The following is a 12,690-nucleotide window of genomic DNA, read 5'->3' on the forward strand; positions in this document are numbered from 1 at the left end:
GCAAAATTGCCGACCCGTCCCTTCGCTGGCATGACCCAGATCAGGTTCAAAGGGTTCGGCTTGCGCCATCTCAGCCCTCACGGGACACCCCTCGGTAGCGCTATGTTATACGACATTCACCTTATGAATACAATCATCGCGCCGACCGGCGGCGCGATGGCGTTTTTCTGTGACGGCCAGCTCTTTTTTGTACAAAAATACCCGAAAAACAAGCCGCTGCGCGTTGGTGAGGGTTCTCCGGTTACGTTATATTTTCATTATTCCGTTGTAATAATCCTGTTCGCCACGCGTGTCGTGCGCGCCCCAACGCCCTGGAGTGAGCATGAAATTCCCGCTGTCCGCGCTGGCGCTTCTGTTCCTGTTGTGCCCGCCTGGCGATGCCGCCGATCTCTTCGATGCGGAAGATAGCATGCTCGACATGAGTCAATATCTGGCGGAAAACCGTTACGGTTTTCTGCCGGTGCCGCTGACGATAACCGAGCCGGCGATCGGCTATGGCGGCGGACTGTTTGGCCTGTTTTTACACGGTAAAGGCAGCCGGGAGGGCGGGCAGTTTATTCCTCCGCCGCTCACCGCTTTCGGCGGGGCCGCCACGCAGAATGGCACCTGGTTTATTGGCGGCGGCCATCGTCACACCTGGCGGCATGATCGCATTCGTTACCTGGCGGTAGCCGGCTACGCTAACGTCAATCTGGATATCTATTCCGGCGACATCGGCGGCTTCAGCCATGCTAAACCGGTGCAGACGCAGACCAAAGGGGTCGCCGCGCTGCAAAAGCTGCTGTTTCGCGTGGGCGATACGCCGGTGTTCCTCGGGGCCTCCCAGGTGTATGCCCGGGCGGATGTCGCTTTCGATAATCCGCGGGTCAACCGGGTCTGGCAGCAGGTGCTCGGGCAAAACAGCACCTCTTCGGCGCTGGGGGTGGTGGCGGAATATGACACTACCGATAATATTTTCTATCCTCAGAATGGGTTAGCGCTGAAGGGAGAATATCGGTTTTTCCGTTCGCTGCTCGGGGGCGATTATCACTACAACACGTTTACTCTGGACGGGAAGGTGTTTATTCCGCTCAGCCAGACGCTGACCCTGGCGGTCGCGGGCAATTATCAGTCCTTAACCCACCATGATAAGCACCTGATGCCGATGGCGCGTCCTTACATCGCGCTGCGCGGGATTTCGCGCTACCGCTATCAGGGCGACTACGTGGCCACGGCGCAAACCCAGCTGGCCTGGGCCGTCACTCCGCGCTGGATCCTGCAGGGATTCGTTGGCGCCGGGAGCGCCGCTGACGCGGCGGAGACGCTATGGGAACAGTCAGAGGTGGCATGGGGAGCCGGTTTTCGTTACCTGATCGCGCGACAGTACGGTTTGCGTACCGGGATTGACGTGGCGTTCAGCGAGCATGAGCAGGCGGTCTATTTCAATGTCGGTTCGGGTTTATAACTACACATGAGAACAAAAATGAGAACATCCGGCGCGGTGTTAACGCTACTGTTAGCAGCCTGGGGCACGTCGGCTGCGGAGCCGGACGAGAGCGACAGCTATTTTCCGATCTGGGGCGATGAGGCTCGCGCCAGAGGATATTCCATTCCGTTACCCTACGGCGTCAACCTGAGCTATATGAATATCCGCCAGGATATCATGGTCGACAGTATTACCTTTTCCGGGCTTAAGCTCGGCAATCATCCCATTCCCAGCGATATGTTCGCCATCGATGCCGGACACACCCGCGAGAAAAGCAAAACCGAAAACCTGCGCCTGGATATGTGGGTCTTTCCGTTCCTCAACGTATACGGACTGGTGGGGCATACCCGCGGGTCGTCCGTCTCCCAGGTATCAGTGGATTCAGACCCGTCGCAGTTTCGCGGCCTGGATCGGGCCATCGCCGGCGCGGTTCACCAGCTTTATCAGAGCGGGAAGTTGCAGGATATTGATTTTACCCTTGATTTTAAAGGCACCACCTGGGGGGCCGGCTTTACGCTCGCCGGCGGCTACGGCAACTGGTTTGGGTTAGTGGATACTAACTATACCCGCACCGACTTCGATATCCTCGACGGCAGCATTTCGGCGGTCACCGTTTCGCCGCGCGTCGGCTATCGGTTCAGTTTTCAGGGGATCGACGGACCGTCCCATCTCAGCCTGTGGGTCGGCAGCATGTATCAGGACGTGCAGCAGGAGTTTAAGGGCGATCTCGCCGACCTGCACATGCCGCCAGAGCTACAGCCCCTTATTGCCGCAGTCAATAAAGACGGCGAGGGCAAATTCGACGTTAAGCAGAAGCTGACCTCGCCGTGGAATATGCTGATTGGCGCCCAGTATGAGGTCACCAAAAACTTTAACGTGCTGACTGAATTCGGTTTTAACGACCGCAACAGCTTCTTTGTCTCCGGTGAATACCGTTTTTAACTAAAACTGCAGGCGCCGTCTGCCGGTAAGATGCGCGCTCTTTTGTTGCTGTGGAGAGGCTGTTGATGCGTAAAGCCTTATGGCTGTTATTCGCGCTGGCGCTGCCGGCGCTGGCGCAGGACCCGGTGTTGCCCGCCGTGACGGCGATCCATCCTGCGCCCACCCTGGGCGAGCTGTCGCCGCCGGAATCGCTGCGGCCATGCTGCGCCTTTGGCTACGACCTGCACGTGCGGGCGGTGGGCATTCCGATCCCGGTGTATCAGATTGGTAACGTGCTGACCCTGGATACCCTGGGCAAGCACCATTACAACGACAGCGCGCTCGGCGCGGTGAAAAATCTGCTGGGGCTGAGCGAGGAGCAGAACGGGCTTATCTATACCCGTCGCGGCGGGTTTATCGATATTGCCCATGTGCGCGACACGGCGGATTACACCTTTTATCTGTTCAATCGCATTTCGCCGACGCTGGGCCAGGCGGGGCGCATATTCTACAGCGAAGAACTTGGCGTGCGCCGCGTTCAGCTCAATGCCTTTACGCCGCCGGCGGGGGTCAGGCAGCGCTATCAGCTGGCGGCCTGGCTCGCCGGGCATCTGGCCTTCGAAATCGCCCAGTGGCATGAGATCGCCCAGTGGTATGGCTTCCAGTCAGTGCCCGGGTTTTCAGAGGAGATCTCCGCGTTTTCGCCGGAGGATCTCTACTCCAACTTACTGGGCGCCAGACTGGCGATTAACGTCATCCTTAGCGGCCACGGCGGGTCAGTGGAAGCGTATAACCGGGCCATGGAGGCGGCGCTGAAAAAGGCGCTGACCCGGCTGATGGTGGCCACTCGAGGGGAGACGGAAGCGATGTTCCAGCGGATCGATGGCGACTGGTGGAACAGTCGCCGCCGGGTGCCGGATAAGTTTCTGGTGCTGAAGCGTAATTACGATCTGCAGGAAAACCGGCTGCCGACGCCGGTCCCTTTCGAAACCCTGCCGCCATATCGCCTGACCATGCCGGCGCAGGTGGGGGGATTCCGCCTGCGCGACCTCGGCGAGCTGCAGATCTATCCGGGGCACGATATGCAGGCGCTGCCGGTTCCTGAGCAATACTATGGCGCTGCCGCGTTTCAGGGGCTGGCCGATCGCGCCCGCGAGGCCGATAAAACCCAGCTGGCGCGCATTGAGAAGTAGCGAGAAAGGCTCAGGGCGAGGCCCTGAGCCGGCGAATTAGCGGAAGTTGACCCAACAGGCGCCGTTGTCGGCAGAGCGTACGCAGTTTTCCACCCAGCGGACGCCGAACGCCCCGGCGCGAGCGTCCGGATACCAGAAGTCCGCCAACAGCGCCTCGTCACGCCGGTCAGCGGCGTCCATGGCGATGGCGAAGCGGCGATAGAGATTCGACCAGGCGTCGAACAGCCCCTCCGGGTGGCCACCGCCGATGCGATCGTCCTGGCGCGCCAGCGGATCAAGATAGCCCATGCCGCGCTCCAGAACGCGCGCCGGTTCGCCCTGCACCTCGTAGCGCAGCTGGTTGGGCTGTTCATCCCACCATTCAAGACTGGCTTTTTCCCCCACGATGCGCACCTTTTGCCCGTGCATGGAGCCGCAGTTAACGGCGGAGCTCCACAGCGAGCCGACGGCGCCGTTGTCATACTCCATCAGCACATGCGCGTTATCTTCCAGCGGGGCGCGGCTTTTGACGAAGCTTTGTCTGGCGCACATCAGCCGGGCGATCTTCAACTGCGGGGCCATGGTTTCGACCAGAAACAGCGGGTGAGTGGCAAGATCCCCCAGCACATAGCTGGGGCCGACGAAGCGGGGATCGACCCGCCAGCGGGTACTGGCGTTTTCCTGCTCCACCGGCTGGGCGTGGAAGCCATGAGCAAACTGCATATTGACGATACGGATGTCGCCCAGCAGTCCTTCGGCGATCATCTGCCGGGCCTGCAGGATCATCTGATGACCGGCATAGCCGTAGGTCACGCCGATGATCTTACGCTGCCGCTGGCTGAGGGCCACCAGTTCGTCCGCCTCTTCGCTGCTGAAGCACAGCGGCTTTTCACACACCACGTGCAGCCCGGCCTCCAGCGCCGCCCGACAGATGGCATAGTGGGTGTTATTCGGCGTGGCAATCGACACGGCCTGGATACCGTCCGGGCGGGCAGCCTCACCGCGAAACAGACTCTGGTAATCGGCGTAACAGCGTGCGGGATCCACCCCCAGCTGTTGGCCGAACTGGCGCCCGCGATCGGCATCAATATCAAAGGCGCCGGCCAGCAGCGCAAAGGTGTTATCGCGCAGGGCGGCAGAGCGGTGAATATAGCCGATCTGGCTGCTGCCACCGCCGCCGACCATGCCCCAGCGCAGGGTGCGGTCGAGCGGTTTTAAACCGTTAATCATGGGGTGTCTCCTGTCAGAATCCAACGCCGCGCAGATAGCGCAGGCTCTCCGTGACCGCCTGCAGGCTGCCTGCGGCATGGCGCGGATCACGCTCTTGTTCAATGGTTATCCAGCCCTGATAGCCGCGGCGGGCAAGAAAATCGTTAATGGCCGTGTAGTCAATGGCGCCGCTGCCGAGCGGGCACATCACCCCTTCGGCGCAGGCGGTGAAAAAGTCGATGCCTTCGGCGATGGCGCGCTGGTAAACCTGCGGATCCACATCCTTGAAGTGCAGGTAGTCGAGCCGCGCGTAATAGCGATCCAGCCAGGTGAGCGGATCCATTCCGGCGTAGTAGAGATGCCCGGTATCCAGACACAACCCTGCCACGTCGTGCGGGATAGCGTTGGCCAGCCGCTCGATTTCATCGGCAAATTCGATGCAGCCCCCGGCGTGGGGATGGATAACCGCCCGCACGCCGTACTCCCGCCAGGCGAGGGTGCTGAGGGCGGTAATGTGCGCCATCATCCGCTGCCAGTCTGCGTCATTGAGGCGCGGAGCCAGCGCGCTGCGTCCGGCAAAGCGCGCCCGCTCGGGGTTGCCGAAGTCGATAATCACCAGATAGGGCGGCTGGAAAGGGTGTCCCGGGATGGGGGCGGCGGTCGGAACCTGCGACAGATTGCGGCAGATTTGATGGGTCAGCGCCTCCAGAGTGGGATAATGGTCTTCGCTCACCAGATCGTCAAAGATCGTCCCGGCGACCAGCGACAGCTGATGCTTTTCCAGCGCCGCGCACAGGCTGCTCGGGTCGGTGGGCAGGTAGCCCCACGGGCCGAGCTCGATGCTGCGATAGCCGGCCTGCGCCGCCTCCTTCAGCACGGTAGTCCAGGCGGGAAGGTCAGGGTTTTTCGGGTCATCCACGCCCCAGCTGCAGGGGGCGTTGGCGATAGGATAGGTCATGTCGGCTTCCTTTTATCACAGGGGATGCCGCTGAGTATTGAATGAAAATTTCATAGCCAACAATGTTGGAATGATAATTTTATGATGGCCGTCATGATTTGTATTGAGGTTGTTTTTGATAGTTATTTATCAAAATGAGTCCAGGCGTGGTCCAGGCGTGAGGCCGCCCCGTCGGCGACGGGGCGGGCGTTTACATATTTTCTTTGGTGATGATATCGAAAGGCTGAGGGTGCGAAATCACTTCGCTGGGCGGCCGCGAAACGGCTTCCGTCATGGCGCGCAGGGTGGCGGCGGCAAAGTCATCCAGCCGGTGGTTGAGAATGACATCGATGGTGCCATCGATCAGCGCCAGTTCACTGTCGCTTAGCGGGCCATGGCAGACCAGGGTGACGGCCTGCTGGCGGCCGCTGTCGCGCAGCGCCCCGACAATCCCTTCAATGCCGCCGCAGGGAGCATAGATCGCCTGCAGGGCCGGGTACTGGCTGAGCAGCTGTTCCGTTACGCTTCTGGCGACATCCGCCCGTTCATGGCTGCGAACCGGCTCAAGGATCTGCTGCCCTTTACCCTGCTCGCGCAGACAGGAGCGGAAGCTGATCTCACAGCTTTCCTGACAGGTAAAACGATTATCGCCAATGATAATGGCTATTTCGCCTTCGCCACGGCATAAACGGTCGATAAACCAGGCGGCGGTGCGCCCGGCTTTTTGGTTATCGAGGCCGATATAGCCGCTGCGCTGGGGAACCGACAGATCCGAAAGCAGGGTGAATACGCGAACGCCGCGGGCGGCGGCCCGGCCCACCGCATGGCGAATCAGCGGGTGATCCAGCGCCACCAGGCCGAGCACCTCTACCTCATCGCTGAGCCGGTGAATGGCCTGGGCCATCGCTTCCACCGCATCAATGGCAAAATGCAGGATCGCCGGCGTCTCGCCCGCCGGCAGCCACGGCGCGGCCTCTCTTGCGAGCGCCCTCGCCAGCGGCAGGTAGAAGGAGTGGGTCTCCTGCAGCAGAATAAAGCCCATCCTGACGGTAACCGGCGCTTTGCCGGCGGCCAGGCGATAGTGCGGCTGTTCGAGCGTAAACCCCAGCCGTCGGGCGGCCTCCAGCACGCGGTACGCGGTAGATTCCTTCACCGCCGCGCGTTTGTTGAGTACCCGGTCGACGGTGGCCACGCCGACGTTGGCTTCGCGCGCAATGTCGGCAAGCGTGATTTTGCTGGCGGATTTTTTCACTGTGATGACCATTGAAAATGAGCGTTATGATAGAAACTATCATGGTAACGCTGAGCAGAACAACGGCCATCTGCGTGCCACGGCACAAGCCTGCCCCCCTGCAGCGTAAAGTGTGACGGGTATACACAGTCTGTGATCAAAAGCGACTACCCGTTCTGGCATTGCTGCTATGCTATTGAAATAAAATTAATAATAAAGGCAGTGTCTCCTCTGTCGATTAAACCGTGCGCAAAGTCGCTCCGGGTGGGCGTCGCTGGGCCAGGAACCGACTATACTTGCCGCGCACGCGCGTAATGACGGTTACTCGATTATTTTTGCTATCACTTTATGCCAGCGTCAGAGCTGCACTGAATGATGTGCCGTTCCGCGCCGGGAGTGGGTCGGTTTGGGGCCTGTATGTTATTAAAAGAACTGGCTGTTTTTGATGTATTAAGCACCCCGATCTGGGTAGTCCATCCTTTTACAGAGTGTGTGGTCTATGCCAATCAGGCTTCCCGGACGCTGAGCGGCGATATGTCGCTGAATGAGATGCGCAACGGTATCTATTCCACCTGCCCGGAAACGCAGCTGCAGCATTATTTGCGCTATCTCGACGCCATGACTGAGATATTTGAAGTCTGGACGCTGCAGACCGCCAAAGGGTTGCAGTCGGTATATTGTAAAACCACCCTGGTGGAGACCGAGGACAGCGGCACCTTACTGTTATTCGAAGCGGTGAAGCTGCTCGCGCAAAATCAGTCGATTCATACCGGCTCTCGCCGCTACCAGCGGCGGAACAATGGCTTTTTTGCCCGCTTTTTTATGACCAATACCGCGCCGATGCTGTTGATCGATCCTCAGAAAGAGGGCCGGATTGTCGATGCCAATATTGCCGCGCTGCGCTTTTATCATTATTCCGATGAGGAAATGCGCACCAAACATACCTGGCAAATTAATACCCTGGGCCGGGATGTGATCCCCATTATGAATAATATTGCCAATATGCCCGGCGGGCATAAGCCGCTTAATTTTACTCATATTCTGGCTGACGGCTCGCTGCGCCATGTTCAAACCTATGCCGGGCCGGTGGTGCTGTATAATATCCGGCTGATGTTATGCATCATTCACGATATCACCGAAGAAGTGCATCTGAAAAAAGAGCTGGAATTTTCCGCCGCCCACGATCCCTTAACCGGACTGTTAAATCGCCGCGAATTTTACCGGCTCGTCGACGCGCCGTCGTTTATCGCCGATGGTTTTTGTCTGTTGTTAATCGATATCGATCATTTCAAGAGTATTAATGATATTCACGGTCATCAAAAAGGCGATGAAGTTCTGCTGGTGATCTCCCGCATTCTGGAAACCTCGGTGGACCGTGAAGATAAGATATATCGCTGGGGAGGCGAGGAGTTTCTGCTCTTTTTGCCCCATTCGCCGATCGCCCGCGCGCTGATGGTGGCGGAGGCGATCCGCCAGGCGGTCAGCGAATATCAGACGCTGTCGGTCACCGTCAGCATCGGCGTCGCCGAGCATCATGATGGCGAAGCGATTGATCAGCTGTTTTACCGCGTCGATAAAGCGCTGTACGCGGCGAAAAATGACGGGCGCAACCGGGTAACGCGCATGCCTTTTGACAGTGCGGAACTGTTGCGCAATAGCGGTGGCGCAGCCTGATTCGCGCTCGCCGACTATACTGAGGATGAGCCAGCCTGCTGTAACGGGTGGTAATAAGATTAGCCTGTGTTTGAGGTGGCAAACAACGTATGGTGCGTCTTCTCGTTCTGCTGTCGGTAGTCTCTCTTTCTGCGCCGACGACGCTGGCGGCGGACGGGCACGCGATTAAACAACGTGCCGATGCGGTATTGACCTTGATGAGCTATACCGTGGTTCCCGACGTGACCGCCAGCGATCTCAACATCGGTTCCGGCAGCAACGATAAACACAACCTGACCATCACCCAGTTTGGCGGCGGAGCGACCCTGAGCGAGTCGTTTCCTCTTTACCTCGAAGGCACAATGGGCTACAGCCGTTACGACCCGCGATTCGTCGTCAGTCATGGCCAACAGACGCGGAATGTGCCGACCAAATGGAACAGTCTGACCACCACCGGCGGCGTCGGCTGGGATTTTTCGCTGCATCGGGACAGCCTCGGAGGTAACCTGGTGCTGCGGCCGATCGTCAATGTGATGCTCGGCACCCTGGCCAGCGATGTACGCCTTGGCCGCTGGGTCATAGAGCGAAAAACCAACGCCGATCTGCAGTTTCTTGACGGCGGACGCTTCAACGCCTGGGGGCTGGGCGGGGCGCTGATGCTGGATTATGAACGCTTCTCCGCCACCCAGGATATTGATGCCGAACTGCGTTACTCCTATATGCGTCTGCAAAGTTTCGGCAGCAGCGCCGAGGTGGTGCAGGGTGAAGCCAGCGCGGAGAACCTCGGTCTGTATCTGCGCCGCCGCGCGCCGATCGCTGACTGGACGCTGCTGGGCAACCCGCTGCGCTACGTGCTGGAGGGCGCGCATACTGAATTTATCGGCGACCAGCGAGGGGCGCTGGGTTTTACCGGTTTGACCTCCCTGGGGGTTGGTCTCGAACTGGACAGCAGTAAATACCCGGTCTTTATCACCCGCACCCGGCTGGTGGCGCGCTATATGTTCGGCAATAACACCACGGGCTATGGCCTCGGCCTGGCGATGAGTTTTTGAATGCCGCTAACCCAGTCAGCGCCTTCTCCCTTTTGAAGAGGGCCAGGGCGAGGATCAATCCTGACACCACACCCGCTCGCCGTTTACCCACGTCTCGCTGATATTGCGCTCATCGCCCAGGGTCATCAGTACGAACAGCTGCTCATAAATATCATGGCAGCGGCCCATCCGCAGACGCTGCAGCGGAGTGACCGCCGGGTCAATGACCACAAAGTCGGCCTCTTTGCCCGGCTGAAAATTGCCAATCTTCTCTTCCAGCCGCAGGGCGCGCGCCCCGCCGAGAGTGGCGTGATAGAAGGCCTCGCTGGCGCGCAGGCGATAGCTCTGTAGTTGTCCTACCTTGTAGGCCTCACCCAGCGTTCGCAGCATGCTGAAGGTGGTCCCGGCCCCGACGTCGCTGCCTATGCCCATCCGCACCCGGTGCTGCCAGCAGGCGGGCAGGCGGAACAGCCCGCTGCCGAGGAACAGGTTCGAGGTCGGACAGAAGGCAACGGCGGACCCGGTGTCATGCAGGCACTGCCATTCGGCATCATCAAGATGGATCCCGTGAGCAAATACGCTGCGTTCGCCGGTGAGCTGGTAATGATGATAGACATCCAGATAGCGTGCATGCTCCGGCCACAGCTGTTTAACCCAGGCGATCTCCTCCCGGTTTTCACTGAGATGCGTCTGCAGCCAGGTATCGGGAAACTCGGCCCGCAGACGCTGCACCGCCTCCAGCAATGCCGGCGTCGAGGTGGGGGCAAAGCGCGGGGTAATGGCATACCCCAGCCTGCCGCGCTGATGCCAGCGGCGGATCAGCGCCCGGGTCTGCTCGTAGCTTTCCCCGGCGGTTTCGCACAGATAGTCGGGCACATGGCGATCCATCATCACCTTTCCGGCGATCAGGCGCATATTGAGGCGCAGCGCTTCGCTGAACAACGCCTCCACCGAGGCCGGATGAAGGGTACAAAACACCAGCGCGGTGGTGGTGCCATGGCTAATCAGCTGATTGACAAAAAACTGCGCTATCTCCTGGGCATACTCCGCATCGGCAAACTGGCTCTCCACCGGGAAGGTGTAAGTGGTAAGCCACTCCAGCAGCTGTTCGCCAAAGGCGCCGATCATCTCAGTCTGCGGATAGTGGACATGGGCATCGACGAACCCCGGCAACAGCAGCTTACCCCGCAGGTCAACATAGCCCTTCAGCGGATGCAGAAAGGCTTCACCCTCCTGCCATGGCAGCAGCGTAACAATTTTCCCGTCCTGCAAGAACAACAGGCCATCATTGAGATAGCGGGCCTGGGCGGCCACCTCATCCGGCGTCTCCGCCACGCCGGCGATATCAAAAAATGCACCGCGCACCGCGGTCTGGTAATCCATCATCGAACCTGCCTTCTCTTAACGCTCAGGGAATAGTGATAAACAGCAAGATTGGTGCCAGTTTGCAGCCTGCCGCGGCCAGTCGCCGCGGCAGAAGGGGAAGGTTACTCTTTTTGCGCCACCGCGCCGGAGCGGAAGGCGGCTTTCGCCGCCACTTCACGCTCGTCGCGAGCCAGCCAGCGGTAGGTGGTCGCGCCGAGGAAGACGCCGATAAACCAGCTGAAGTTCGCCACTTCGTGCAGGGCCGGAATAAAGCTGATAATCAGCCCCAGGCCCACCGACGGCAGCAGGGCGGCAATGGCTTTCGGGTTAAAGCCGTTGCGGTACCAGTATTTACCCTTCGGCGTATCGTCAAACAGGTCGTCTACCGACACCCGGCCGCGTTTGATCAAATAGAAGTCGGCGATCAGGATGCCAAACAGCGGGCCAATAAAGGCGCCCAGCACGTCGAGGGTATAGTGGATCAGTTCCGGTGAGTTAAACAGGTTCCACGGCGTCAGAAGTATCGACCCCACCGCGGCGATCATCCCGCCGGCGCGGAAGCTGATTTTCTGCGGCGCGCAGTTGGAAAAATCGAAGGCCGGCGAGACGAAGTTAGCCACGATATTGATGCCGATGGTGGCGGTGATCATGGTCAGCAGGCCGATGGCCACCGCCAGATCGTTGCCCACGCGGCTGACGGTTTCAATCGGGTCGGTGATCATTTTGCCGAACAGCGACTGGGTGCCGGAGACAATCACCACGGTGACCACCGAGAACAGCAGAAAGTTAAACGGCAGTCCCCAGCGGTTGCCGCGGCGGATCTCGCCCATGCTTTTGCCGTAGCGGGAAAAGTCGCCGAAGTTAAGCAGCGGCCCGGAGAAGTAGGAGACGACCAGGGCCGTGGCGGTGATCATCTGCCAGGTCTGCTCTCCGGCGCTCAGGGATTTGCTGGCGAGGGTAAAGGAGATCCCGTCGAGACCGGTCTTGTATACAATCCAGCCCGCCAGGGCCAGCATTACCACATAGACCGCCGGACCGGCGATGTCGATAAAACGCTTGATGGCGTTCATGCCGTGCCAGAAAACCATCGCCTGCAGCAGCCACATGGTGGCGAAGCACAGCCAGCCGAGCGTCGACAGCCCGAGGAAACTGCTGCCGGTCAGCGAGGCAAGGGAGGGCCAGAACTTGAGCAGGACCAGCATCAGGGCGTTTGCCGCCAGATAGGTCTGAATACCGTACCAGGCGAAGGCGATCAGCCCGCGGATCACCGCCGGGATATTGGCGCCGAAGACACCGAACGCCTGGCGACAGATCACCGCGTAAGGCACCCCGGCCATCTGGCTGGGCTTCGCCACCAGGTTAGCGCACAGCTGCACAATACAGATGCCCACCAGCAGGCAGAGCAGAACCTGCCAGCTGGCCAGCCCAAGCGTAAAGAAGCTTGCCGCCACCACGTAGCCGCCCATGCTGTGCACGTCCGACATCCAGAATGAAAAGATATTGTACCAGCTCCAGTTCTGGTCGCGGGTGGGCGCCAGATCGTCATTACATAGCCGCGGACTGTAGCCGGCGGCCGCCTCGTGAGTCTTCGTCTGCTGCGTGTGGGATGAATGTGGCATGAAACCTGCTCCTCTGAATGAAAACCCTTTTGATATGGATTGCTGAGGCTATTGCAGGATCCAGGCCAGAATGATGAATCTTGTATA

General features: G+C 59.4%; 10 protein-coding genes and 1 riboswitch. Of the genes, 5 read left to right on the forward strand and 5 right to left on the reverse strand.

The annotated features are described in order from the left end of the window. Positions 1-102, reverse strand: a riboswitch (TPP riboswitch). A 220-nt stretch (positions 103-322) separates the two neighbouring features. The 3 genes from LGM20_RS12115 to LGM20_RS12125 all read left to right on the forward strand — a co-directional run bounded on the left by LGM20_RS12115 (position 323) and on the right by LGM20_RS12125 (position 3,579). Further along, a complete protein-coding gene (locus LGM20_RS12115; RefSeq protein ID WP_052542035.1) occupies positions 323-1,444 on the forward strand; it encodes a BamA/TamA family outer membrane protein in 1,122 nt (373 codons plus the stop codon). A gap of 18 nt (positions 1,445-1,462) precedes the next feature. Continuing rightward, a complete protein-coding gene (locus tag LGM20_RS12120) occupies positions 1,463-2,407 on the forward strand; it encodes a lipoprotein (protein WP_044523392.1) in 945 nt (314 codons plus the stop codon). 65 nt (positions 2,408-2,472) lie between these two features. Further along, positions 2,473-3,579 carry a DUF4056 domain-containing protein gene (locus tag LGM20_RS12125; RefSeq protein ID WP_044523391.1) on the forward strand — a complete coding sequence of 369 codons (1,107 nt, stop codon included), beginning with the start codon at positions 2,473-2,475 and terminating at the stop codon, positions 3,577-3,579. 36 nt (positions 3,580-3,615) lie between these two features. On the opposite strand, the gene LGM20_RS12130 is transcribed toward LGM20_RS12125, so the two are convergent. From LGM20_RS12130 to LGM20_RS12140, 3 genes are all read right to left on the reverse strand, one after another. Further along, entirely contained in the window at positions 3,616-4,788 is a 1,173-nt protein-coding gene (locus tag LGM20_RS12130) for a Gfo/Idh/MocA family protein (RefSeq protein ID WP_044523389.1), read from the reverse strand. 13 nt (positions 4,789-4,801) lie between these two features. Next, a complete protein-coding gene (locus LGM20_RS12135) occupies positions 4,802-5,725 on the reverse strand; it encodes a TIM barrel protein (RefSeq protein ID WP_044523388.1) in 924 nt (307 codons plus the stop codon). Positions 5,726-5,915: 190 nt separating this feature from the next. Further along, the gene (locus LGM20_RS12140; RefSeq protein ID WP_044523405.1) at positions 5,916-6,956 is read right to left on the reverse strand and encodes a LacI family DNA-binding transcriptional regulator; all 1,041 of its coding nucleotides are present in this window, start codon (positions 6,954-6,956) and stop codon (positions 5,916-5,918) included. 396 nt (positions 6,957-7,352) lie between these two features. Between LGM20_RS12140 and LGM20_RS12145 the strand changes: the two genes are divergently transcribed. Both LGM20_RS12145 and LGM20_RS12150 read left to right on the forward strand, forming a co-directional pair. Next, positions 7,353-8,609 carry a sensor domain-containing diguanylate cyclase gene (locus tag LGM20_RS12145; protein ID WP_044523386.1) on the forward strand — a complete coding sequence of 419 codons (1,257 nt, stop codon included), beginning with the start codon at positions 7,353-7,355 and terminating at the stop codon, positions 8,607-8,609. Positions 8,610-8,698: 89 nt separating this feature from the next. Beyond that, positions 8,699-9,640 carry a hypothetical protein gene (locus LGM20_RS12150; RefSeq protein ID WP_032452940.1) on the forward strand — a complete coding sequence of 314 codons (942 nt, stop codon included), beginning with the start codon at positions 8,699-8,701 and terminating at the stop codon, positions 9,638-9,640. A gap of 54 nt (positions 9,641-9,694) precedes the next feature. Here the strand turns inward: LGM20_RS12150 and guaD are convergent, their stop codons facing one another. Beyond that, positions 9,695-11,005, reverse strand: coding sequence for a guanine deaminase (gene guaD / locus LGM20_RS12155; protein ID WP_023289775.1), 1,311 nt, complete (start codon positions 11,003-11,005; stop codon positions 9,695-9,697). 101 nt (positions 11,006-11,106) lie between these two features. Further along, positions 11,107-12,603 carry an NCS1 family nucleobase:cation symporter-1 gene (locus LGM20_RS12160; RefSeq protein WP_023289774.1) on the reverse strand — a complete coding sequence of 499 codons (1,497 nt, stop codon included), beginning with the start codon at positions 12,601-12,603 and terminating at the stop codon, positions 11,107-11,109. Between the last annotated feature and the right edge of the window lie 87 nt (positions 12,604-12,690).

It is taken from the genome of Klebsiella quasipneumoniae subsp. quasipneumoniae (genome assembly GCF_020525925.1).
Lineage (GTDB): Bacteria > Pseudomonadota > Gammaproteobacteria > Enterobacterales > Enterobacteriaceae > Klebsiella > Klebsiella quasipneumoniae.